This is a genomic window from Streptomyces sp. NPDC055287, from assembly GCF_053646035.1.
Window position 1 is genome coordinate 201,881 of the sequence record NZ_JBSHNE010000013.1, and the last position, 23,737, is coordinate 225,617.

Here is a 23,737-nt window from a genome sequence, read left to right on the forward strand (position 1 = left end):
CCTAGTGGGAAGGGTCGACACGCCTGCCGGACCGTCTCACGTTCGCCATCGGCGTAGTGGATGAACGGGTATCTGCTTGGCCTGCGGGAACATCGTCTCCCACCATCAGGTTGGAGCAGGTGTCGGCTGTTCGGGGCAGGAGGCCAAGGACGGGTGTCGGCAGTTGGAATGAGCTGTCCTGCCCAGCGGGACTAGCATGCGGAAGGACAGGGAGGGGACCGACCCCTAACTGCCTGACCGCTCTGAGGAGCGATTAACGATGTTCGAGAGGTTCACCGACCGCGCGCGGCGGGTTGTCGTCCTGGCTCAGGAAGAAGCCCGGATGCTCAACCACAACTACATCGGCACCGAGCACATCCTCCTGGGCCTTATCCACGAGGGTGAGGGTGTCGCCGCTAAGGCCCTGGAGAGCCTCGGGATTTCGCTCGAGGCGGTCCGCCAGCAGGTGGAGGAGATCATCGGTCAGGGCCAGCAGGCTCCGTCCGGTCACATCCCCTTCACCCCCCGTGCCAAGAAGGTCCTGGAGCTTTCGCTCCGCGAGGCCCTCCAGCTCGGCCACAACTACATCGGTACAGAGCACATCCTGCTCGGCCTGATCCGCGAGGGCGAGGGCGTCGCCGCCCAGGTCCTCGTGAAGCTGGGCGCCGATCTGAACCGGGTGCGGCAGCAGGTCATCCAGCTGCTCTCCGGTTACCAGGGCAAGGAGACCGCCGCTGCCGGCGGCCCCGCCGAGGGCACGCCCTCGACGTCGCTCGTCCTGGACCAGTTCGGCCGCAACCTGACGCAGGCTGCCCGCGAATCCAAGCTCGACCCGGTCATCGGGCGCGAGAAGGAGATCGAGCGGGTCATGCAGGTGCTGTCCCGTCGTACCAAGAACAACCCGGTCCTCATCGGCGAGCCCGGCGTCGGAAAGACGGCGGTCGTCGAGGGCCTGGCGCAGGCCATCGTCAAGGGCGAGGTGCCCGAGACCCTCAAGGACAAGCACCTCTACACCCTCGACCTCGGCGCGCTCGTCGCCGGTTCCCGCTACCGCGGTGACTTCGAGGAGCGGCTGAAGAAGGTCCTGAAGGAGATCCGCACCCGCGGCGACATCATCCTGTTCATCGACGAGCTCCACACCCTGGTGGGTGCGGGCGCCGCCGAGGGCGCGATCGATGCGGCTTCGATCCTGAAGCCGATGCTCGCCCGTGGTGAGCTCCAGACCATCGGTGCGACGACGCTCGACGAGTACCGCAAGCACCTCGAGAAGGACGCGGCCCTCGAGCGCCGCTTCCAGCCGATCCAGGTGGCGGAGCCTTCCCTCCCCCACACGATCGAGATTCTCAAGGGCCTGCGCGACCGTTACGAGGCGCACCACCGCGTGTCCATCACGGACTCGGCGCTGGTCGCGGCGGCCACGCTGGCCGACCGCTACATCTCGGACCGCTTCCTGCCGGACAAGGCGATCGACCTGATCGACGAGGCCGGCTCCCGGATGCGCATCCGCCGGATGACCGCACCGCCGGACCTCCGTGAGTTCGACGAGAAGATCGCCGGTGTCCGCAGGGACAAGGAGTCCGCGATCGACTCGCAGGACTTCGAGAAGGCGGCTTCTCTGCGCGACAAGGAGAAGCAGCTCCTCGCGGCCAAGACCAAGCGCGAGAAGGAGTGGAAGGCCGGCGACATGGACGTCGTCGCCGAGGTGGACGAGGAACTGATCGCGGAGGTCCTGGCCACGGCCACGGGCATCCCGGTCTTCAAGCTCACCGAGGAAGAGTCTTCCCGCCTGCTGCGCATGGAGGACGAGCTCCACAAGCGCGTCATCGGCCAGAAGGACGCCATCAAGGCCCTCTCGCAGGCGATCCGCCGTACGCGAGCCGGTCTGAAGGACCCGAAGCGCCCCGGTGGCTCGTTCATCTTCGCCGGCCCGTCCGGTGTCGGTAAGACCGAGCTTTCCAAGACGCTCGCCGAATTCCTCTTCGGCGACGAGGACGCACTGATCTCCCTCGACATGTCGGAGTTCAGTGAGAAGCACACGGTTTCCCGTCTCTTCGGCTCTCCCCCCGGTTACGTGGGATACGAAGAGGGCGGACAGCTCACCGAGAAGGTGCGCCGTAAGCCGTTCTCCGTCGTTCTCTTCGACGAGGTCGAGAAGGCCCACCCCGATATCTTCAATTCCCTGCTCCAGATTCTGGAAGACGGTCGCCTGACCGACTCCCAGGGCCGGGTCGTGGACTTCAAGAACACGGTCATCATCATGACGACCAACCTCGGGACCCGGGACATCTCCAAGGGCTTCAACCTGGGCTTCGCCGCCCAGGGCGACGTCAAGACCGGTTACGAGCGGATGAAGAACAAGGTCAACGAAGAGCTGAAGCAGCACTTCCGCCCCGAGTTCCTCAACCGTGTCGACGACACGGTCGTCTTCCACCAGCTCACCGAGGAAGACATCATCCAGATCGTCGACCTCATGCTGGCCAAGGTGGACGAGCGCCTGAAGGACCGCGACATGGGCATCGAGCTGAGCTCGGAAGCCAAGTCGCTGCTCGCGAAGAAGGGCTACGACCCGGTCATGGGCGCCCGGCCGCTGCGCCGGACGATCCAGCGGGAGATCGAGGACATCCTGTCCGAGAAGATCCTCTTTGGCGAGCTGCGTCCCGGCCACATCGTGGTCGTCGACGTCGAGGCCGAGGGTGACGCGAAGAAGTTCACCTTCCGCGGCGAGGAGAAGTCGGCTCTGCCCGACGTCCCCCCGATCGAGCAGGCGACGGGCGGCAGCGCCGGCCCGAACATGTCGAAGGACGCCTAGGTCGCGTAACCGCGCCCTGAGCGCCTGAAAGGGCGGCCCCGGAACCGAATGGTTCCGGGGCCGCCCTTCTTTGTGGTTCGGGGGCCTGCTTCAGCAGGGGGTGGGCTTGCGCCAGGAGCATTCGAGGCCGGTGTCGGTGGTGGCGGTGGCGGCCCTGGGGGTGATGGGGCGTACGAGGGTGGTGGCTTTCTCGGTCGAGGAGGCCAGGGTCGTCACGATCGCGTCCTCAATGCTCTTCACCGACGCGGCCAGGTGGTTGTTGAGGACGATGCTGAAGACCAGCTCGCGGCCACCGGCGTCCGTGACGTAGCCGGAGAGGCCGGAGGCCCCGGTCAGGGTGCCTGTCTTGGCCCGGGCGTTCAGGGCGGCGGGGGTCTTGCACATGCGGGAGCGGAGGGTGCCGCCGATCGCGCGGTCCGGATCGCAGGCGACGGGGAGGGAGCCGTACCAGTCGGCGTACCAGGGCGTGGTGCGTACGGCGCGGAGCAGCTTGGTGAACTCGGCGGCCGGGATCGTGTTCATGCGGGAGAGGCCGGAGCCGTCGACCTGGCGGAGGGTGGCCGTGTTCACGCCCTCCTTCCTGAGGTAGGCGGAGATGCCGGCGAGGCCTGCGGCCCAGGTGCCGCTGCCGGCCGTCTCGTGGCCGATGGTCTTGGTGAGGGCCTCGGCGTGCATGTTGTTGGACAGCTTCATGAAGGGCCGCACCAGCTCCTTGAGGGGCATGGAGGTGTGCGTGGCGAGCGGCTCGGCGTCCTTGGGGGTGGGGCGGCCGAGACGGGTGGGGCCGCCGGTGACGCGTACGCCATGGGCTGTCAGCGCGTCGGCGAAGACGGCGGCGGCGTAGCCGGTCGGCTCCCAGACGCTGACCCACTCCTTGGCGGGGGCGGCGCCGACCGGGATGTCACCGGTGACGATGATCGTGTTCGAGCCGTGCTCGCGTTCGACGGTGAGCGTCCGCGGCCGGCCGGCGGGAACGGTCGTGGCGCGTACGTCGAGGTCGACGTAGCCGGTGCGCGGGGTGAGGGCGAGTTCGGGGGCCGCGCCGGGTTCGGCGCCGGGGGCGGCGGTGACGATGACCGAGCCGGCGTCGTAGTCGGTGTCCGGGGCGACGGTGAGCGCGGAGATCTGGGCGGAGTAGTACGACGACTCGTCGTCGGCGGCCCAGGAGCGGCCGAGGCGCTGGGTGTCGAAGCGGGTGTCGTCGGCGACCAGGCGCCCGGTGATCCGTTTGACGCCGGATGCGGCGACCTGGGCGGCGAGGTCGTCGTAGTCCGCGGCGAGGGTGGTGGGGTCGCCGGTGCCGCGCAGGTAGAGGTCGCCGCGGAGTACGGAGCCGTGACGGGCGCCGGTGGCGAGGGCGTCCGTGCGGTAGCGGTAGTCGGGCCCGAGGATCGCCATGGCCGCGGCGGAGGTGGGCAGCTTGGTGTTGGAGGCGGGCATGAGGCGGTCGCCGCTGTCGCGCTGGTAGAGGGTTTCACCGGTGACGGCGTCGGCGACGACGACGCTCGCGGCGCCGCCGTCGAGGCGGGCGTCGGTGAGGATCGTGTCGATGGCTCCCTTGAGGCCGGTGTCGGAGGGGCCGGCCACGGTGGTGGAGGGGGAGCTCCAGGTGAGGGCGCAGGCCAGGGCGACAGCTACGGGCCCTGCCCACGCGCGGGTACGGCGCGGCGCCGGGCGCCTCGTGCGAATCACGGGTCTACTCATGCGACAGGAGCATCCCGGACGGGGGCGGCGGGGGGAAGGACGCGAAGGGGTGGGCGCGGCGGCCCCGGGGGGCGTTGCGCGTCGCGATGCGTCACGCGCCGGGGAGGTCGCCCTGTTCATGGGGGGCGTAGCCGTACACCCCGACCCTCTCGGGAAGGTGGTCGAGGCCGCGCACGGTGTGGGTGCCGCCGGGGAACTGGACGGCCTGGAGCAGCGGCAGTGTCGCGACCCTCGTGATGTCGAGGTCCGGCCGGGGCGAATCGAGCATCACGCTCGCGAGGTTCGGAAAGAGTTCGGACGCCCGCTCCAGCATGGGGGTGGACGTCTCGCCGCCGAGGGAGAGGTGAGTGACGGAGGGAAGCACGAGGGAGCCGGGGGCCAGGAGGAGGGAGTCTCCCGAGGTCCCCAGTACGGACAGCTTCTCCAGGCGGCTGACGCCCGTCCAGTCGTCGTGGTCCCGCGGTGTGCATCCGAAGTGGAGGTAAAGGTTGGTCAACTCGCTGTATCCGGGCAGCTTTCGCAGTCCGTCGGCGGGCCCGGCCGCCTGGCTCAGCTGGAGGAAGCGCAGCGGAGCCCGGGCAGGGAGGTCGGCCATGGACCAGTCGATCTCGTCTCCTCCGAGAATGAGCAGCTCCAGCTCGCTCAGCGAGGCCAGAGCGCGTATGCCGGTGTCCCCGGTGAAGTCCAGGGACACCGTACGAAGGGGCAGCTCCTCGACTCCGGTCAGGTCGACGAGTCCGGAACAGCCGGCGATGGACAGCTCGAAGAGGCGGTCCTGACCGCGCAAAAACGACATGTCCCGGAGGGAAGCGTTCTCGCGGACACGTACGTGGGTGAGCGAGGCCTCGGCCGTGTACGTCCGCAGTGCGCGTTCGGACAGGGCGCCCCTCGCGTCGAGCATCGGCCGGGTGCCGAGCACGCGCAGGGCCTCCAGTTCGTCGTCCGTCATGGCGGTGAAGTACAGGCCGGTGGGGTCGACATGGGCGATGACGTCCTCGGCGTAGGGGCCGGTGTCGAACCTGGACCACGACCAGATGAGCTGAGCCCGGACCCGGTGGCCTTCGTGTCCGCAGAATCGTGCGAGGTACGGGATCGCGCGGTCCGATGCCACGTGGGACGCCGCGATGACGACATGCTCGGCGGTCTCCTCGTCCAGGCCCTCCGGACCCGGCAGGAGATCCAGAATCATGGGGCCGGCAGCCGCGAGTGCGCGGGCCGCCTCGAAACTGCGCGGCGGGATGAGGGCGGTGGTGCGGTCCTCGACGTCCTGCCGTACGGCGGGGGAGAGCTCGGCGGCCTGTTCGAGGCAGGCCGCTGCCAGGAGATGGACGCGGGTCCGGGCGGCAGGGTCCGCGTGCGTGTCGCCGTGCGAGACGAGGTCAGTGAAGAACTCCGCCCGCTCGCGCGGGCGCGCGTGGGCGACCGACATGCGGATGACGTCCTCCCACTGGTCATCTGCCGCGTGCGCGATGAGGACGCCGAAGTCGCCCTCGTCGACGGCGGCCCGTGCGCCGAGGAAGTCCTGGAAGGTGCGGTGGACGAAGTCGACCGTTCCCGGGCTGGGGCGACGGAGCAACCCGCTTCGGTGCAGGAAGTGGTCGAAGACGGCCTTCGCGTCGCCGAGCGCGGCCATCTCCGGGACCGCGGGGAGCGCGTCCGTGATGATGCTCTCCGCTCGTGAACGGTCCATCACCGTACGGCCGTTGCGGATGAGCCAGTACGCGAGGCGCTGGAGGAGCTGGATCTGGGGCTCTTCCCGCAGTTCCGGTACGCCCATGTCCCGCTCGCGGTCGCGGCGCACGAGCAGCATCGACAGCGCCGCCGAGTAGAGGTCCTTGCGGCCGAGGGGAAGGAAGCCACGGCGGTCGCGGTGCAGGGCGCAGATCAGGCCGCACATCAAGGGGTTGGTGGCGAGGCGGCCCAGGTCGGGCTGCGCCCTTACCGCTGCGAGGAGTTGCTGTTCGTACGAGGCCAGGGCGGCGTCCTCGTCCGCCGAGCCGGTACGCGCCGCCGTGTGCCAGCGCCTGATGAACGCCGCCACGTCGGCCGGGCTCATCGGGGAGAGCGTCAGTTCGGTGAAGTCCTCGCCCGCCAGCCAGTCCTCCCGTACCGCCGAGGGCCGGGACGTGACCAGCCAGCGGTTGCCCGGGCAGGCGTCGATCAGGTCGCTCAGCCAGGCGCGGGTGCGGGCGCGCTCGTGCTCCGGGATCTCGTCGATGCCGTCGACGAGGACCAGGCCGCGGCCCGCCCGCAGTACGCGGGACTCCCAGCCGGCGGGCTGCTCGCCGGCGAGCGGGGAGCCGATGGCGGTCAGGAAGTCCTTGGGGGCGGGGAGGCGCTCGCCGTGGCGGGTGAGGGTGCGCAGGGGGAGGACGAACGGAATGCGGTCGTGGAGGTAGCCCATCCGGTCGGTGACGTTCCGGCGGGCGGCCGAGACCGCGAGCCACTGGACGAGTGTGGTCTTGCCGGAGCCGGCCTCGCCGCGCAGGAGCACGCGCTCGTGGTCTGCGAGGGCCTGGTCCGCCGGGCGCGATGCGAAGGCCGGCCGCCTGGCGACCCACTCGTCGGCCTCCGGGGTGGCCCATTCGCCGGCGAAGAGCGCCTGCGGGTCGAACGTGACCTCGTCGCTCGCGGCGGCCGTCGTCGCGGCCGTCGCCTCAAGGCTCAGGTACGCCGCGTCCAGCGGCCATTTGCCGGGGGAATTGCTCAGATCGATGCCGAAGATCGTCAGCTTGCTGTGCTTTCTCGCCACGTACGCCAGGTAGCGCTGCTCGAACGCCACGTCCTCCGCTCCCGGCAGCGGCTGCCGCGCGATGAGCTCGTCCACCTTCGCGATCAGCTCGCCCTGGCGGCGGCTCTGCGCGACCAGGGTCGCCGCGACGAAGGACGAGCGCTGGGTGAAGAAGTGCAGGATGTGCAGGCAGGTGGCGTCCAGCAGGCGCTCGTAGAAGTACGTCGCGTCGGCCGAGAGGTGGCGCTCGGGGCGCTCGCTCGCTCCGCGCAGGTGGCGCGCCAGGGCGGTGTGGCCGAGTTCCACGGCCTCCACATCGCTGAGGGTGAGGTCTCCGAGGGCGTACAGCGTGGTGGTCAGCGCGTCCGTGACGGCCTGCTCCTCGTCGGCGGGCAGCGGGCGCTCGCCCGTACGCAGGGCCTGCTTGACCAGCTCGGCGGACAGTTTGCGCAGGTCGGGGCGGGTGAGGGCGCGCTTCTCGCCGCTGAAGGACACGTAACCGGCGAGGCGGACCGGCTTGTCGACCAGGCCGGCGCCCGGTCCCTCCGCCACGAAGAGCTTCCTGACCAGCGGTCCGGCCACGCTCGATGCGAGGCGCATACCGATTACTGCGGGATCCACGTGCCGTCCCCCCGGGGCTGTGATGTCCAGTGGATCAGCGTATCGAGGGGTCTCGCGGTGACAAGGCGCACAGGCGTTTTGGGGTCTACGAGGCACGGTAGTGGGCCGGGGGCCCACTGGGCGGGGGGTTTCCGGGTCCGGGGCGGGAGGACTTTCGGCCCCCGGAGGCGGAGGGGAGGGAGGCCTGCGTGGGTGGCCGGTTTCAGCCGCCCTGGCATGGGGTTAAACCGGTCAAAGTGAGCTTATTTCGCTACTTCTGCAGGGTGCGGCGGATAGCGTCAAGAGTCGAATGATTGAGGATGCTAATACGGCCATTGGTAGTAGATAGGCCATTTTGGGTGCGGCGGGGGCGCGGGTTACCAATGTGAAGCCAGCCCGGCGGACTGCCGGGTTCACTCACATCCGGAGGTTCCCCCCGTATGACGAAGTTCGACATGTTCAGCCGCGCCCGCACCTCGTCCGTCCGCACCCGTCGCAACGCTGTCGTGGCCGCCGGGCTCGGCGCGTCGATGATGCTCGGTACGGCAGGCGTGGCGTTCGCCGCCGAGGGGACCGCCGCCGCGGCCGTCGAGAAGCAGGCCCAGGTTCAGGCCAAGGCCGCCGACAGCGCGAAGAAGGCCGCTGCCGACGCGAAGAAGGCCGCGGCCGTGAAGGAGGCGGCGGCCAAGGCCAAGGCGGCGGCCGCGAAGAAGGCCAAGGCCAAGAAGGCCTCCTCCTGGGAGAAGCCCGTCAAGCACTACTCGCTCAGCGCGACGTACGGCAAGGGCGGCGGCATGTGGGCGAGCAAGCACTCCGGCCAGGACTTCGCGGTGCCGGTCGGTACCCCGGTCGACGCCGTGCACGGCGGCACCGTCGTGAAGGCGGGCCCGAACGGTGGCGGCGACGGGCCGGCGTACGGCAACGCGATCGTGGTGAAGCACGCCAACGGCACCTACTCGCAGTACGCGCACCTGTCCAAGATCCAGGTCACCCCCGGCGAGACGGTCAAGACCGGCGAGCGCATCGCCCTCTCCGGCAACACCGGTAACTCCAGCGGCCCGCACCTGCACTTCGAGATCCGTACGACGCCGAACTACGGCACGGCGATCAACCCGGTCTCGTTCCTCCGTGCGGAGGGCGTCAGCGTCTGACCCGCGTCAGCGCGTGACCCCCGGAGCCTGGCCGTGTGCCTGGCTCACCAGATCGATGGCGACCTCGAGGACGGCCTTGCGCTTCTCCTCGGGGTCGCCTTCGGCGTCCTTGAGCACGAACATCCCGGCGTGCATGGTGAAGAGCGCGCTGACGCAGCGGACCTGGTCGGTGAGGACCGCGTCCGGGTCCTTCACCAGCTCCAGCAGCACGAGCATGCGTTCCTTGAAGGTCTCGCCGATGCTCAGGTCGCGCAGCGTCGCCTGGTTCTCGTGCATGAAGCGGAAGAGGGGGGCGGCGGCCGCGAGCGCCCGGCTGTAGCGCGCCAGGATCTCCTTCTTCGTCTCCAGGGTGCGGGGCTGCTCCTGCCCCCAGGCGATCAGCTCGTCCATGGGCCTGGTCAGGTCCTGGAAGAGGCTGACGATGATGTCTTCCTTGGTCTTGAAGTGGTAGTAGAGCGCAGCCTTCGTGACGTCCAGCCGCTCGGCGATCTCCCGCAGCGAGGTCTTCTCGTACCCCTGCTCGGCGAAGAGCTCCATGGCGACGTCCTGGATGCGCTGACGAGTGTTGCCTCTGGACACGCTGCTCTCCCAAGAAACTTACTTGACGCCCGGCTAGTTACGCGTCTACCTTCCCCAGTGTAGTCAACTTGCCGGTCGGCAAGTAAGTGAGCGGCCGCAGGTAAGCAACAGGGGAGTGGGGACGACCATGGGCGCAGCGCGGAAACAGGCGACAGAGGCGGAACAGGGGGAGGCGGCTCAGCCGCGCAGTGTCCGCGTGGTGCTGCTCGCCCTCATGATCGCGATGCTGCTCGCCATGCTGGACAACATGATCATCGGTACCGCCATGCCGACGATCGTGGGTGAGCTCGGCGGCCTGGAGCACCTGTCCTGGGTGGTCACGGCGTACACCCTGGCCACCGCCGCGTCCACGCCGATCTGGGGGAAGCTCGGCGACCTGTACGGGCGCAAGGGCGTCTTCCTCACCGCCATCGTCGTCTTCCTCATCGGATCGGTACTCAGCGGAATGGCCCAGGACATGGGCCAGCTCATCGGGTTCCGTGCCGTTCAGGGGCTCGGCGCGGGCGGTCTGATGGTCGGCGTCATGGCGATCATCGGCGACCTGATCCCGCCCCGTGAGCGCGGCAAGTACCAGGGCATGATGGCCGGCGTGATGGCGCTCGCCATGATCGGCGGGCCGCTCGTCGGCGGCACCATCACCGACCACCTGGGCTGGCGCTGGAGCTTCTACATCAACCTGCCGCTCGGTGTGGTCGCGCTGGCGATGGTCACCGCCGTACTGCACCTCCCCAGGAAGGAGCGGTCGAAGGCGCGGATCGACTACCTCGGCGCGGGGCTGCTGACGGTCGGCATTACGGCGATCGTGCTGGTCACGACCTGGGGCGGTACGGAGTACGCCTGGTCGTCGGCCATCATCATGGAGCTCGTCGCGGTCGGTGTCGCCGCACTCGTCGGCTTCCTCTTCGTCGAGTCCAGGGCCGCCGAGCCGATCATGCCGCTGCACATCTTCCGCAACCGCAACTTCACGCTCATGTCGGTGATCGGGTTCCTCACCGGCTTCGTGATGTTCGGCGCGGTGCTCTTCCTGCCGCTGTTCCAGCAGTCCGTCCAGGGCGCGTCGGCGACCAATTCCGGGCTGCTCCTGCTGCCCATGCTGCTGTCGATGATGGTCGTCTCGCTGATCTCGGGCCGGATGACCACCAACAACGGCAAGTACAAGATCTTCCCGATCCTGGGCGGCGCCCTGATGGTCGGAGGGCTCCTGCTGCTGGCGCAGATGGACACGGAGACCTCGCGGCTGACCTCGGGCGTCTACATGGCGGTCCTCGGCGCCGGCATGGGCTTCCTGATGCAGATCACTATGCTCGTCGCGCAGAACAGCGTCGAGATGAAGGACATGGGCGTCGCGTCCTCGTCGACGACCCTCTTCCGTACGCTCGGCAGCTCCTTCGGCGTCTCGATCATGGGCGCCCTGTTCACCAGCCGGGTGCAGGACGCCATGGCCGAACGGGGCGGGGCGGCCGCCACGCAGCAGTCGGCGCAGCTCGACGCGGCGAGCCTGGCCCAGCTGCCGGAGCCGGTGCGTGAGGCGTACCAGTTCGCGGTGGCCTCGGGCACGCAGGCGGCCTTCCTGCTGGGCGGCCTCATCGCGGTGATCGGGTTCGTGGCGGCCTTCTTCGTGAAGGAGGTGCCGCTGAGGGGCGCGGGGCCGCAGGCGGCGCGCGGCACGGACGAGGGTGCCAGTGCCAGTGCCAGTGCCAGTGCCAATGCCAGTGCGAGTGCGGGTGCCAAGCCTGTAAGGGTGTCGAAGCCGCTGAGGCCGACGCGGGCTCCGGGCGGCCGAAGGTAGCGGAATCGGCCTGAGCCCTGCGGCCCGGCCCTCTCCACGCGGCTCCCGGCGTTCGCGCCGGGAGCCGTTGTCGTGCCGTACGGCCGCTAACGCCTCGACTCGACATCCGGCAGCCGGACGACGGGGAAGCTGCCAGTCGTCGTCGGCGCGTGTTCCGGCAGCCACAGCACGGCGATCGCGCCGCCGCCCTGGTGGTGCGCGTTGCGGAAGGTGAGCCGCGCCCCGAGGACGCGGGCCTGGCCGGCCGCGATCGTCAGGCCCAGGCCGTGCCCGCGCCCCGCCCGGTCGCTGCTGCCCGTACGGAACCGGCTCGGCCCCTCCTTGAGCAGCGCCTCGGGGAACCCGGGCCCGTGATCACGGACCCGTACGACACGGCCCTCGACCGTGACCTCGAAGGGCGCCCTGCCGTGCTTGGCGGCGTTGCCGAGCAGATTGCCGAGGATGCGCTCCAGGCGGCGCGGGTCGGTGTTCACCCACGACTCGTGCACCACGCGGACCTCCGCATCCGGGTCGAGCAGCGCGACCCGGCGGCCGACGAACTCGCCGAGCGCGATCTCCTGCAGCTCGGCCCGCTCGGCCGCGCTGTCGAGCCGCGCCACCTCCAGTACGTCCTCGACGAGCGTCCGCATGGCCTGTGCCCGGTCCCGTACGAGCTCGGAGGGGCGGCCGGGCGGCAGCAGCTCGGCCGCCGTGAGCAGGCCGGTGACGGGGGTGCGCAGTTCGTGGGCGATGTCCGCCGTGACGCGCCGCTCTGCTTCGAGCCGCTCCTGGAGCGCGTCGGTCATGGCGTCGACGGCGCGCGCGAGCTCGTCGGTCTCGTCGCGTACGACGCCGCCGACGGCGTCCCGTACCCGCACCTCCGTATTGCCCTGCGCGACCTTGACCGCCGCGGCGGCCGCCTTGCGCAGGCGGCGCGAGAGCTGGCCGCCGATCAGCACGCCGAGCGCGCAGCCGCCGAAGACGACCGAGACCGAGCCGATGACCAGGGCGCGGTCGACCTCGTCCATGATCGCGGCGCTGCGGTCGGTGAACCGGGTGTGCAGCGACAGCACGTCGCCGTTGCCGAGGGGCGCGGCGGCCCACACGTCGGGCACGCCGCCCCGGCGCTCCGAGACGTAGGTGGCCCGGCGGCCGTTCGCCATGCTCGCCTTGAGCTCCTCGGGCAGGGCCGGGTCGTTGAGCTTGGTGCCGAACCTGGGCTCGCGTGAGGACTCGTACCACCGCTGGGCGAACTGCAGGCGCTCGACCTGTACGTCGCGGGCGTTGTCCAGCATCGAGACGCGGGCGGCGTTGTGCACGACGAGGCTGAGCGCGACGGCGATGAGCGCGCCGACGGCGGCGATGGCGATGCTGATCTTCCAGCGGACGCCGGTGCGCAGGGCTAGGCGCATGGTGCGGGGGCCCCGTTCTGTGGGCGGGCACGGGTGCGGCCGGGGGCCGGCGTGCGGTGCGGCGCCCCGCGCCGGGCCCCGGCCGGCGACCGGCGTACGGGCGGGAACGTCATGCCTTCAACTTGTAACCGAAGCCCCGGACCGTCTCGATCCGGTCCTGGCCGATCTTGGTGCGCAGCCGCTGCACATGGACGTCCACGACCCGCGTGTCCCCGCCCCACCCGTAGTCCCACACCCGTTCCAGCAGCTTGTCGCGCGAGAGCACCGTGCCCGGCGCGGACGAGAACTCCAGCAGCAGCCGCATCTCCGTCGGCGTCAGACCCACCGGCACGCCGCCCCTGCGGACCTCCATGCCCTCGGTGTCGACCTCCAGGTCGCCGAAGACGAGCAGCCCACCGTCCGGCGAGCCGTCGTCGTCGTACGTCCCGCCCGCCGGCCCGCCCGCGTGCCCGAAGCGGCGCAGCACCGCCCGGATGCGGGCCACGAGCACCGCGCCGTCGAACGGCTTCGTCACGTAGTCGTCGGCCCCCGCCTCCAGGCCCAGTACGACGTCGATCGAGTCGGCACGCGCCGACAGCATGATCACCGGCACCGTCGACTCGTCCCTGATGCGCCGGCACAGGCTCACACCGTCGAGGCCGGGCACCATCACGTCGAGCAGCGCGATGTCCGGCTGGTCGCTGCGGAACGCCTCCAGACCGGAGAGCCCGTCGGGCATGGCGGTGACCACGAAGCCGTCGCGCTCCAGCGCGAGCTGGGTCGCCTCGCGGATGACGTCGTCGTCCTCCACGAACAGGACATGGGTCTCGGCCATCCGCTGCTCTCTGTTCTTCCGCGTCTCAGGTCGTCCGGGTCTCGGATAGTCCGGGGCTCGGGTGTCTCAGGTGTCCGACGGCGCCGTCGCGGCGGGGTCGGCCCCGTCCACGTCGCCGTCCCCGCCGACCGCGCGGCTGAAGTCGTTGTGCACCTGGTCGTGCACGGTGAACTTGGTCCCCACCCAGCGGTACGTGATCACTTCCTCGCCGGACGGATACGCCATCGGGTCGTCTTTCCCGTACACCGGCTTCGTCAGCACGAGGTCACCGCGGTCGATCTCCGCGTAGACGGCGGGGGCCTCGGCGGCGAAGACATTCTTGTACGCGTCCCCCTCCTCGCGGTACACGTACGTCCCGACTCCCACAGCGTCCCCACACGTCATCACATTCACCACGACGTCATTGGCCGGCCCGCCGGTCAGCTTCCCGTACGACGTGTCGACCGGGTACTCGTCCTTGACGCACGGCTTCAGGTCCCGCTTCACGGTGTCGCTGACCTCCGGGTCGCGCTGGAGCAGCGCCACCGGGTCCACCCGCTTCGCGGCGGCCGGCGCCGATCCGCCCACCGAAGGAGTCGCCCTCGCCACCGGGTCCGTTCGCGCCGGACCCGCGTCCCGCGCGCCCGTGCCCCCGGCGTTGCACGCCACCACGAACAGGCCGACGGCGGCGACGCCGGCCACCGCCGTGCCACTCGCCGCCACTGTGAACCTGCCGCCCCTGCCTAGGCCGCGCAACGCTCCATCCCCCGTTCGTCACCCTGCTCCGCACGCTCCAGGGCGTACGCGTCCAGTTCGCGGCTCTCCAGCTCCTGCCGGAGACGGGCCAGCGCCCGGTGCAGCGTGCTCTTGACCGTACCTGCCGACATGCCCAGGGCCGCGGCCGTCTCCTCGGTGCTCATCTGCTCCCAGTGTCGCAGCACGACCACGCTCCGCTGTTTGGGTGCCAGTACGCCGAGTATGTCCATCAAAAGGGCGCGGTCCGCCCGCTGTTCGCTGCCGTCCTCGACGCTCGCGTCCGGCAGCTGCTCGGTCGGCACCTCTTCGAGCTTGCGGGCGCGCCACCACTCGGTCCGCGTGTTGATCATGACGCGGCGCAGATAGGCGTCGGCCAGCGACTTGTCCGCTATGCCGTCCCAGCGGCCGTACGTACGCGCCAGCGCGGTCTGGAGCAGGTCCTGTGCGTCCACCGGGTCGGGGACCAGACGCCTGGCGCTCCGCAGCAGGGCATCCTGCCGGGTGCGTACGTACTCTTCGAATTCGAGCACCTCGCCGTGCGCCATGTCTGAACCGCCTCCGTCCCACTGCCAAACAGACCCCGTGACCTGCTTGCTTACGGCGATGACGCTACGGAGGCGTTGTCACGGCACTGTGCGGGTCAGCCCTCGGAGGACGCACGGCTGTCCATCGGTTGTGTAACGGAGATGTGTTCAGCCGGCGGGGAGCCGGTAGACGCCGTTCTCCAGGGGCTCGACCAGCCCGTCGGCGACCAGCCCGTCCAGCGCGCGCGCCCGCTGCACCGGTTCGTGCCACACCGCGTCGAGCGCGGCCTGCGTCACCGGTTCGGCCGCTTCCCTCAGTACGGCGAGGAGCTTGCCGCGCACCTGACGGTCCGTACCGGCGTACGTCTGACCGCGCCGCGGCGGCCCGACGTGTGCCGGCTTGCCCGCCAGCTGCCAGGCGCACTGCTCCGAGACCGGGCAGGCCCCGCAGTCCGGGCTCTTCGCGGTGCACACGAGCGCGCCGAGCTCCATCGAGGCGGCGGCCCAGCGGGCAGCCCTCGCCTCGTCCTCGGGCAGCAGCGAGCGGGCGAGCCTGCGCTCGGCGGCGGTGGTGGCGTTCGGCGGGTACTGGATGCCGGTGACGGTACGGGCGAAGACGCGGCGGACGTTCGTGTCGAGGACCGGGTGCCGCTGTCCGTACGCGAAGGAGGCGACGGCCGCCGCCGTGTACTCGCCGATCCCGGGCAGGGCCAGGAGCTGGGCGTGGTCGCTCGGCACGTCGCCGTTGTGCCGGTCCCTTATCGCCACGGCCGCGCCGTGCAGCCGCAGCGCGCGGCGCGGATAGCCGAGCCGGCCCCACGCGCGGACCGCTTCACCCGGGGCGTCGGCGGCCAGGTCGGCGGGACGGGGCCAGCGTCGCATCCACTGCTCGTACACCGGGAGCACACGGCTGACCGGCGTCTGCTGGAGCATGAACTCACTGACCATCACGGCCCAGGCGCCGGCTTCGGGGTGGCGCCAGGGGAGATCGCGGGCGTTCGTGTCGAACCACGCGATGACGGGGGTGTGGAGGGCGGCGGTGGCGTTCGAGTTGATTTCACTTGTCGCAGTCATGGCACTACCGATCCTGACACGTTTCGGCGCACGGCCGGACGAGGCTCGGTGCACACGGCCCCGGCGATCGCAGGTGCCGCACCCCGGCGAAAGACAGGGGTGAGCGCGGCCGCCCGGAATGATGATCGTGAAAAGTTGGGGGCACGGGCGGCGGGTGGGGCAGGAGTTGGCCCTGATCTCTCGTACAGTTTGCGCCGTGGGATCTATGCGCAATCCAGTCGGGCCGCTTCCCTCCTCCATTTACTGGCGCCGGAGGGCAGTCGCGCTGTCCCTGCTGGCGCTGCTCGCACTGGTGTTCGTATGGGTCGTCATGTCGACGGGCGGCAAGGACGACAAGAACGCCGGCGCCCGCGGCGGCGCCACTCCCGCGCCGTCCACCATCACGCCCGGCCCGGATTCGTCGGGCCCCGCCATCAGCGAGGACCCGGGCGGCCGCGACGACGGCGGCACGGGAGCCGACAACGGCGGTGGCGCCGACGGCGGTGGCGAGGACGGCGGTACGGGCGCGGACGCCGGCAGCGGCGGTGACGGCGCCGGTGACGGCGCGGCGGACGGCGGCGGCGACGGTTCCGGTGCGGACGGCGGCGAGGGAGCGGGCGGCGGTGCCGGTGTGGGTGGCGGCGGTGGCGGCGGCGGTCAGCGCGTACCGGCCGGCTCCAGCCTCCCCAACTGCAACGCGGCCACCGTGGAATTGTCCCTGCGCAGCGTCAAGAACGAGTACGAGCCGGGCGAGAAGCCCAAGTTCGAGCTCATCGCGGAGAACACTTCCGGCGCTGCCTGCAAGATGGACTTCGGTCCGAAGGCCTCCGTGCTCACGATCACCGACGACGACAACAAGACGGTGTGGTCCTCCAAGGACTGCCCGGAGGGCTCCGGCAGCCTGCTGCTCCGCGTCCCCGCGCACAGCACCGTCAAGCACACCGTCGACTGGGACCTCAAGAAGAGCGGACCGCAGTGCGCGACGCCGCCCGCGACGACGGTCGACGACGGGACCTACCTGCTGGAACTGCCGGGCGCGAAGTCCCCGGCGACGTTCACGCTGAAGAAGGACTAGTTCTGGGCCTCGAACGCCGGACGGGCTGAACGGCTGCCGCTCGCGGCACCTGTTCAGCCCGTCCGGCGCAGGAGGGCACGTTCTCAGACGTAGCGTTCCAGGATCGACGACTCCGCCAGCCGGGACAGGCCCTCGCGGACCGACCGCGCCCGTGCCTCCCCGACACCGTCGACCGTCTGCAGATCGTCGACGCTCGCGGCGAGCAGCTTCTGCAGCCCGCCGAAGTGCTCGACGAGCCGCTCGATGATCGCGCCGGGCAGCCGGGGCACCTTCGCCAGCAACCGGTACCCGCGCGGCGAGACCGCCGCGTCCAGCGTCTCGGGCGAACCGCTGTAGCCCAGCGCCCGTGCCACGACGGGCAGTTCGAGCAGCTCGGAGTGGGGCAGCGCGTCCAACTCGGTCAGCGCCTCGTCGACCGTGCGCGAACGCTTCGCCGTCGGCTCCGGCACGTAGTCCCGCACGACCAGCTCGCGCTCCGGCTCGACGCCCGCGATCAACTCGTCGAGCTGGAGGGAGAGGAGGCGTCCGTCGGTGCCCAGCTCCACGACGTACTCGGCGATCTCGGTGGCGATACGCCGCACCATCTCCAGGCGCTGCGCCACCGCCGTCACGTCGCGGACCGTCACCAGGTCCTCGATCTCCAGCGCGGACAGCGTGCCCGCGACCTCGTCGAGGCGGAGCTTGTAGCGCTCCAGGGTGGCCAGCGCCTGGTTCGCGCGGGACAGGATCGTCGCCGACTCCTCAAGGACGCGGCGCTCCCCGTCGACGTACAGCGCGATCAGGCGCATCGACTGGGAGACGGAGACCACGGGGAAGTTGCACTGCTTCGACACACGGTCCGCCGTGCGGTGCCGCGTGCCGGTCTCCTCGGTCGGGATCGAGGCGTCCGGTACGAGCTGGACGCCGGCCCGAAGGATCTTGGTGATGTCCTTGTCGAGGATCAGCGCGCCGTCGAGCTTGCACAGCTCGCGGAGTCTGGTCGCGGTGAATTCCACATCCAGTACGAATCCGCCGGTACACATTGATTCGACGGTTTTGTCCATACCGAGGACGATGAGCCCGCCGGTGTTGCCGCGAAGGATGCGCTCCAGGCCGTCGCGCAGTCCCTTGCCGGGCGCGACAGCGCTCAGCGAGGCGCGCATCAGCGCTTCGGTGCCCGAGCCTCCGCCGGACTTTCCGGATGCTGCTGCCCGGTCGATGGCTGCCACTGCACTCCTCCGGTCACACGGTTGCGGTGCCCTTGGGGCACTGAACTTCGCCTCGCGTACTCGTACGGGTGGGCGAGACCAGGGCAAAGTCTACCGGCGCTGTTCCTCGCCTTGTGGGGCCTGTGCGCGAGAGCGCCGCGGAAGGACTCTGAGGGCGTCTCCCATGTCGGCGACTTCGGTGACCTTCATACCGGCCGGGACCTTCCCCGGGTCGGCCGGGACCAGGGCGTGCGTGAAGCCCAGGCGGTGGGCCTCGGCGAGTCTGCGCTGCACGCCGGTGACCCTCCTGACCTCCCCCGCGAGCCCCACTTCGCCGATCGCGACGAGGTTCTTCGGGAGCGGGGTGTCGCTGGCCGCGCTGGCGAGCGCGAGCGCGATGGCGAGGTCGGCGGCGGGCTCGGTGAGCTTCACGCCGCCCACCGTCGCGCTGTAGATGTCGCGCTTGCCGAGGGCCGTGATGCGGCCGCGCTGCTCCAGTACGGCGAGCATCATCGACACGCGCGAGGTCTCCAGGCCCGAGGTGGTGCGCCGGGGGGAGGGGATCTGCGAGTCGACGGTGAGGGCCTGTACTTCGGCCACGAGCGGGCGGCGCCCTTCGAGCGTGACGGTCAGGCACGTCCCCGGGACGGCCTCGGCGCGCCGCGTGAGGAAGAGACCCGAGGGGTCGGCGAGGCCGGTGATGCCCTCGTCGTGCAGCTCGAAGCAGCCGACCTCGTCGGTCGCGCCGTACCGGTTCTTGACCCCTCGTACGAGCCGCAGACGCGCGTGCCGGTCGCCCTCGAAGGACAGCACGACGTCGACGAGGTGCTCCAGCAGGCGCGGACCGGCGATGGCCCCGTCCTTTGTGACATGGCCGACCAGGAGCGTGGACATCGCGCGCTCCTTCGACGCCCGGATGAGCGCGCCCGCGACTTCCCGGACCTGGGCCATGCCGCCCGGCGCGCCGTCGATCTCGGGCGAGGCGACCGTCTGGACGGAGTCGAGGACGAGGAGGGACGGCTTCACGGCGTCGAGGTGGCCGAGCACGGCGGACAGGTCGGTCTCGGCGGTGAGATAGAGATGATCGTTGAGCGCGCCGATCCGGTCGGCGCGCAGGCGAACCTGGCTGGCGGACTCCTCGGCCGTGACGTACAGCGTGCGGTGGTCGTCGCTCGCCGCCTTCGCCGCCACGTCCAGGAGCAGCGTCGACTTGCCGACGCCGGGCTCGCCCGCGAGCAGTACGACCGCGCCGGGGACCAGACCGCCGCCGAGGACGCGGTCCAGCTCGTCGACGCCGGTGGAGCGGGCGGTGGCGGTGCGGCCGTCCACCTGGCCGATGGGGAGCGCGGCGGTGCTCACCCGGCCGGCGGCCGTCGTCCGTACGGCGGGCGTGCCGGATTCCTCGATCGTCCCCCAGGCCTGGCATTCGGGGCAGCGGCCGAGCCATTTGGCGGTCGTCCACCCGCATTCGGCGCAGCGGTAGGACGGCCGGTCCTTGGCGGATGAACGAGATGTACGGGCAGCCATGGTGGTGACCGTACAGGTCGGCTCTGACACTCGTTCGCCGTAGGATCGCCACGGCCGGAATCCCGGATTCCTGTCCCCTTTTGAGGGATGTGTTCACCCGTACGGGTTAAAACTGCTCAAGGGGTACGAAGGGGCCTGTCTCCTTTGCCTACGGTCGCCGGGTGACAAGCAGCAGGCTGGAGCCCCCTACGCACACCACCGGCGCACACCGGGCGCAGAGCCGTGCGCCCCGGCCCGCGCTCGCGCAGGCCCCGCCGACCCGGTACGAGCCGTATCTCGACGGGCTGTTCACGTACTGCCTGTCGGTGCTCTGCGACCACGACGCGGCGACGGCGGTGCTCGGTGCTGTGCTGGCCATCTCCGAGCGCCAGCACGGCCGTTGCCCGTCGCGCGAGCCGGAGCGCAAGGCCTGGCTGTACGCGCTGGCCCGGTGGGCCTGCCGTCGCCGGGTCGCGGAGCAGAAGCGGCGCAGGCAGGGGGCGCATGGCGGGCACCGGGCGCCTGTTCCCGAGCCGGTGGGCGCCGCCGCCGCACCGGACGAGACCGCCGTACGCCGGCAGCGCGAGCTGGCACTCCTGGCGTGGCCCGAGGCGGCCGGCACCACCCCGGAGCAGCGCGAGGCGCTGGAGCTCGCGGTACGCCACGGGCTCGGCCCGCGCGAGGTCGCCGTCGTCCTCCGCATGGACTACCCCGCCGCCCGCGAGCTGCTGGCCGGGGCGGCCTGCGAGGTGGAGCGGACCCGGGCCGCGCTCGCCGTCGTGGAGGCCGGCAGCTGCCCGATCGTCGCCCGGCTGACCGGCGACAACCAGGTGCTGCTCGGCGCGGCCCTGCGCCACGAACTCGTACGGCACGTCGACGACTGCCCGCGCTGTCGGCGCTCCGCAGAGCGGGCCGGGGCCGGCGGGCCCTGGCCGGGCACGGTCACGGCCTCGCCCGCCGCGCTGCCGGTGGTCGGGGCGCCGCGGGCGGCGGCGTACGTGGCGATGGCGAACGCCCCGCGGGCGCGGCTCGCCGCCCCGCGTTTCGGCCGAGACGGCTTCCCGCTCGACCCCAAGGACCACGTGGCGCGGCGCGACCGGCTGCGGACCAGGGCGGTCACGACGACGGTCGTGGCGACCGTCGTCGCCGCCCCCGTGTTCGCCCTGTGGGCGGCGTACCGGGGCGCACCGCTCACCGGCGAGAGCCACGGAGGCGCGTCGGTGACCGCGAGCGAGGCGGACAGCCCCGACGGGCTCGACGGCGACCTGTACGCCGGTCCGGGCGGTGTGGGCGGACCCGCGTACGAGAACACGGGCAACGCCCGGACGACCCCCGACCCCGACTTCACGGCGGGCGGCCGGTCGTCGGACGTGTCGGTCGAGGTCGTCAGCGGCGGTACGTCGATGCCGGGCCGGCCGGGGGAGGCCGGGGAGGGCCGACTGGCGGTGGAGGCGAGGCCGGCGGGCAGCACGACGGTCGTCACTCTGACCGCGACGGGCGACTCGCCGGTGTCCTGGTCGGCGTGGACCAACGCGCCCTGGCTCTACCTGAGCCAGACCTCGGGCATGCTCGAGCCGGGCCGGTCGCTCACCCTGTACGTGTCCGTCGACCATGAGCGCGAGCCGGCGGGCCCGTGGCGCGCGCGGATCGGCATCGACCCGGCCGGTGCGGTGATCGCGGTGCGGGGCCACGGCCGCACCACACCGCCGCCGAACCCGGACCCGCGCCCGTCGACGCCGCCGGCGTCCCCGGCCCCGACGCCACCCCCCACCTCCCCGGACCCGACCCCGACGGAGTCCACTCCACCCCCGTCCCCGGACCCGACCCCCACGGAATCAACACCCCCACCGACGCCACCCCCGGACCCGACCCCCACAGAAGCGACCTCGCCGGCACCGTAGGCAGGGACACCCTCCGGGAGTGCTGGAGGGGCGGGTTCGGGGCAGAGCCCAGCGGCGCGCCCTCGGTGGCTTCAACTGGTCCGGCGTTCAAGGGCCGGGGTCCGGGGCGGAGCCCCAGAAGCCCACTCCGGCGGCTTCAGCCCGTCCGGCGTTTGAGGACCGGGGCCTGGGGCGGAGCCCCGGTTCGGGAAGGGGCGGGTAGGGGAAGCGCCGCAGGCGACCCGCCCCCGCCCGGCAACCCGTACCGTCCGCCGCGACCCTCACCCGCTGCCGCGACCCGCCCCCGCCCAGCGGCCAGCAACCCCCACCCGTCAGGCGGACGGCGCCGGACCCGAATCCGTACCCGGGTCCGCCGGATGCGGCGCCATCGGAAGCAGCGACGACAGCCGCTCCTCGCACAGCTCGACCAGCCGGTCGTACGCCGGCTTCCCCATCAGCTCCGTCAGCTCAGGCCGGTACGAGACGTACACCGGATCCCCCGCCCCGTGCGCGGACGTCGCCGACGTGCACCACCAGTGCAGGTCGTGACCCCCGGGACCCCACCCGCGCCGGTCGTACTCGCCGATCGAGATCTGCAGGACGCGCGTGTCGTCGGGCCGCTCGATCCAGTCGTACGTACGCCGCACCGGCAGCTGCCAGCACACGTCCGGCTTCGTCTCCAGCGGCTCCTTGCCCTCCTTCAGCGCCAGGATGTGCAGCGAGCACCCCATGCCGCCCGCGAACCCCGGCCGGTTCTGGAAGATGCAGGAGCCCTCCCAGCGACGCGTCTGGCGTTCGCCGTCCTCGTCCGTCTGGGTCCAGCCCGACTCCGTACCGACGTCGTGGAACTGCCACACGTCCGGGGTGAGGCGCGCCACATGTCCCGCGACGCGCTCTTCGTCGTCCTTGTCGGAGAAGTGCGCCCCCAGCGTGCAGCAGCCGTCGTCGGCGCGCCCCGCCTGGATGCCCTGGCACCCACTGCCGAAGATGCAGCTCCAGCGTGATGTCAGCCACGTCAGGTCGCAGCGGAAGACCTGCTCGTCGTCGGCGGGGTCCGGGAACTCCACCCAGGCGCGCGCGAAGTCCAGCCCGCCCTTCTCGTCCTGGGCGGGCGGGACCGGCGGGACCGGAGGCACCGGCAGGACCGGCAGGGCCGTCTTCTGCTGCTTCGACTGCTTCGACTGCTCCGGCTTTGCGGCTTTGCCCGGCTTCGCCTTTTTCGTCTTCGACACGGGGCCAAGGGTAAGCGCGCCGCCGCAGTAGCGTTCCGCCTATGAGACTCGGAGTCCTCGACGTGGGTTCGAACACGGTTCATCTGCTGGTGGTCGACGCGCACCACGGCGCCCGCCCCCTGCCCGCCCACTCGCACAAGGCCGAGCTCCGCCTGGCCGAGCTCCTCGACGAGGACGGGGCGATAGGAGCCGGTGGCGTCGACCGCCTCGTGGCGACGATCGCCGACGCGGTGCAGGCCGCCGAGGACAAGGGATGCGAGGACGTCCTGCCGTTCGCGACCTCCGCCGTGCGCGAGGCCACCAACGCCGACGAGGTGCTGGCCCGGGTCAAGACCGAGACCGGAATCTGTCTTCAGGTGCTGAGCGGCGAGGAGGAGGCGCGGCTGACCTTCCTCGCCGCCCGCCGCTGGTTCGGCTGGTCGGCGGGCAAGCTGCTCGTCCTCGACATCGGCGGCGGGTCCCTGGAGATCGCGTACGGAATGGACGAGGAGCCCGACGCTGCGGTGTCGCTCCCCCTCGGCGCCGGCCGGCTCACCGCGGGCTGGCTGCCGGGCGACCCGCCCGACCCGCAGGACGTGAAGGCGCTGCGCCGGCACGTACGGGCCCAGATCGCCCGTACGGTCGGCGAATTCGCCCGCTTCGGCAGCCCCGACCACGTCGTCGCGACGTCCAAGACGTTCCGGCAGCTGGCGAGGATCGCGGGCGCGGCCCGTTCCGTCGAAGGGCTCTACGTACAGCGTGAGCTCAGTCGCAGGTCGCTGGAGGAGTGGGTGCCCAAGCTCACCGCGATGCCGACGGCCCAGCGCGCCGGCCTCCCCGGAGTCTCGGACAGCCGCGCCGCGCAACTGCTGGCAGGAGCCCTGGTGGCGGAGGGTGCGATGGACCTTTTCGGCGTCGACACGCTGGAGGTCTGCCCCTGGGCGCTGCGCGAAGGCGTCATCCTGCGCCGTCTGGATCATCTGCCGACCGCCTGACACCCACCCGGGCACGGCCCGTAC

General features: G+C 71.0%; 17 protein-coding genes. 6 read left to right on the forward strand and 11 right to left on the reverse strand.

The window, feature by feature from the left end; translation table 11 throughout:
- The first annotated feature begins 259 nt into the window (after positions 1–259).
- On the forward strand, positions 260–2,788 hold the full coding sequence (locus ACWIHY_RS22180; protein ID WP_454377384.1) for an ATP-dependent Clp protease ATP-binding subunit: 2,529 nt from the start codon (positions 260–262) through the stop codon (positions 2,786–2,788).
- Between the two features lie 90 nt (positions 2,789–2,878).
- On the opposite strand, the gene dacB is transcribed toward ACWIHY_RS22180, so the two are convergent.
- Together dacB and ACWIHY_RS22190 are read right to left on the reverse strand one after the other, a co-directional pair.
- The gene (gene dacB, locus ACWIHY_RS22185) at positions 2,879–4,492 is read right to left on the reverse strand and encodes a D-alanyl-D-alanine carboxypeptidase/D-alanyl-D-alanine endopeptidase (protein ID WP_454377385.1); all 1,614 of its coding nucleotides are present in this window, start codon (positions 4,490–4,492) and stop codon (positions 2,879–2,881) included.
- Positions 4,493–4,583: 91 nt separating this feature from the next.
- The gene (locus ACWIHY_RS22190; RefSeq protein WP_454377386.1) at positions 4,584–7,844 is read right to left on the reverse strand and encodes an NACHT domain-containing protein; all 3,261 of its coding nucleotides are present in this window, start codon (positions 7,842–7,844) and stop codon (positions 4,584–4,586) included.
- A gap of 419 nt (positions 7,845–8,263) precedes the next feature.
- On the opposite strand from ACWIHY_RS22190, the gene ACWIHY_RS22195 reads away from it, so the two are divergent.
- A complete protein-coding gene (locus ACWIHY_RS22195) occupies positions 8,264–8,974 on the forward strand; it encodes a M23 family metallopeptidase (RefSeq protein WP_454377387.1) in 711 nt (236 codons plus the stop codon).
- A gap of 6 nt (positions 8,975–8,980) precedes the next feature.
- Here the strand turns inward: ACWIHY_RS22195 and ACWIHY_RS22200 are convergent, their stop codons facing one another.
- Positions 8,981–9,511 (reverse strand): TetR/AcrR family transcriptional regulator, encoded by a 531-nt coding sequence (locus ACWIHY_RS22200; protein WP_454377418.1) that lies wholly within the window; start codon positions 9,509–9,511, stop codon positions 8,981–8,983.
- Between the two features lie 169 nt (positions 9,512–9,680).
- On the opposite strand from ACWIHY_RS22200, the gene ACWIHY_RS22205 reads away from it, so the two are divergent.
- Positions 9,681–11,342 (forward strand): MDR family MFS transporter, encoded by a 1,662-nt coding sequence (locus ACWIHY_RS22205; protein WP_454377388.1) that lies wholly within the window; start codon positions 9,681–9,683, stop codon positions 11,340–11,342.
- 86 nt (positions 11,343–11,428) lie between these two features.
- Here ACWIHY_RS22205 and cseC read toward each other — a convergent pair whose 3' ends face one another.
- From cseC to ACWIHY_RS22230, 5 genes are all read right to left on the reverse strand, one after another.
- Entirely contained in the window at positions 11,429–12,733 is a 1,305-nt protein-coding gene (cseC, locus tag ACWIHY_RS22210) for a two-component system sensor histidine kinase CseC (RefSeq protein ID WP_454377389.1), read from the reverse strand.
- Between the two features lie 109 nt (positions 12,734–12,842).
- Complete coding sequence (gene cseB / locus ACWIHY_RS22215) at positions 12,843–13,547, reverse strand: two-component system response regulator CseB (protein WP_454377390.1); 705 nt, start codon at positions 13,545–13,547, stop codon at positions 12,843–12,845.
- A gap of 66 nt (positions 13,548–13,613) precedes the next feature.
- Positions 13,614–14,249, reverse strand: coding sequence for a hypothetical protein (locus ACWIHY_RS22220; protein WP_454377391.1), 636 nt, complete (start codon positions 14,247–14,249; stop codon positions 13,614–13,616).
- A gap of 20 nt (positions 14,250–14,269) precedes the next feature.
- Positions 14,270–14,827, reverse strand: coding sequence for a SigE family RNA polymerase sigma factor (locus tag ACWIHY_RS22225; RefSeq protein ID WP_454377392.1), 558 nt, complete (start codon positions 14,825–14,827; stop codon positions 14,270–14,272).
- Positions 14,828–14,974: 147 nt separating this feature from the next.
- Entirely contained in the window at positions 14,975–15,880 is a 906-nt protein-coding gene (locus ACWIHY_RS22230) for an A/G-specific adenine glycosylase (protein WP_454377393.1), read from the reverse strand.
- Positions 15,881–16,076: 196 nt separating this feature from the next.
- Here ACWIHY_RS22230 and ACWIHY_RS22235 point away from each other — a divergent pair, with 196 nt between their 5' ends.
- Positions 16,077–16,934 (forward strand): hypothetical protein, encoded by an 858-nt coding sequence (locus tag ACWIHY_RS22235; protein WP_454377394.1) that lies wholly within the window; start codon positions 16,077–16,079, stop codon positions 16,932–16,934.
- Positions 16,935–17,017: 83 nt separating this feature from the next.
- On the opposite strand, the gene disA is transcribed toward ACWIHY_RS22235, so the two are convergent.
- Together disA and radA are read right to left on the reverse strand one after the other, a co-directional pair.
- The gene (gene disA / locus ACWIHY_RS22240) at positions 17,018–18,142 is read right to left on the reverse strand and encodes a DNA integrity scanning diadenylate cyclase DisA (protein WP_069927610.1); all 1,125 of its coding nucleotides are present in this window, start codon (positions 18,140–18,142) and stop codon (positions 17,018–17,020) included.
- 90 nt (positions 18,143–18,232) lie between these two features.
- Positions 18,233–19,648 (reverse strand): DNA repair protein RadA, encoded by a 1,416-nt coding sequence (gene radA / locus ACWIHY_RS22245; RefSeq protein ID WP_454377395.1) that lies wholly within the window; start codon positions 19,646–19,648, stop codon positions 18,233–18,235.
- Between the two features lie 161 nt (positions 19,649–19,809).
- On the opposite strand from radA, the gene ACWIHY_RS22250 reads away from it, so the two are divergent.
- Positions 19,810–21,528, forward strand: coding sequence for a BACON domain-containing protein (locus ACWIHY_RS22250; protein ID WP_454377396.1), 1,719 nt, complete (start codon positions 19,810–19,812; stop codon positions 21,526–21,528).
- Between the two features lie 311 nt (positions 21,529–21,839).
- Here ACWIHY_RS22250 and ACWIHY_RS22255 read toward each other — a convergent pair whose 3' ends face one another.
- Entirely contained in the window at positions 21,840–22,739 is a 900-nt protein-coding gene (locus tag ACWIHY_RS22255) for a hypothetical protein (RefSeq protein WP_454377397.1), read from the reverse strand.
- A 41-nt stretch (positions 22,740–22,780) separates the two neighbouring features.
- Here ACWIHY_RS22255 and ACWIHY_RS22260 point away from each other — a divergent pair, with 41 nt between their 5' ends.
- Positions 22,781–23,713: a Ppx/GppA phosphatase family protein gene (locus ACWIHY_RS22260; RefSeq protein WP_454377398.1), complete on the forward strand. Its 933-nt coding sequence runs from the start codon at positions 22,781–22,783 to the stop codon at positions 23,711–23,713.
- Positions 23,714–23,737 lie beyond the last annotated feature (24 nt).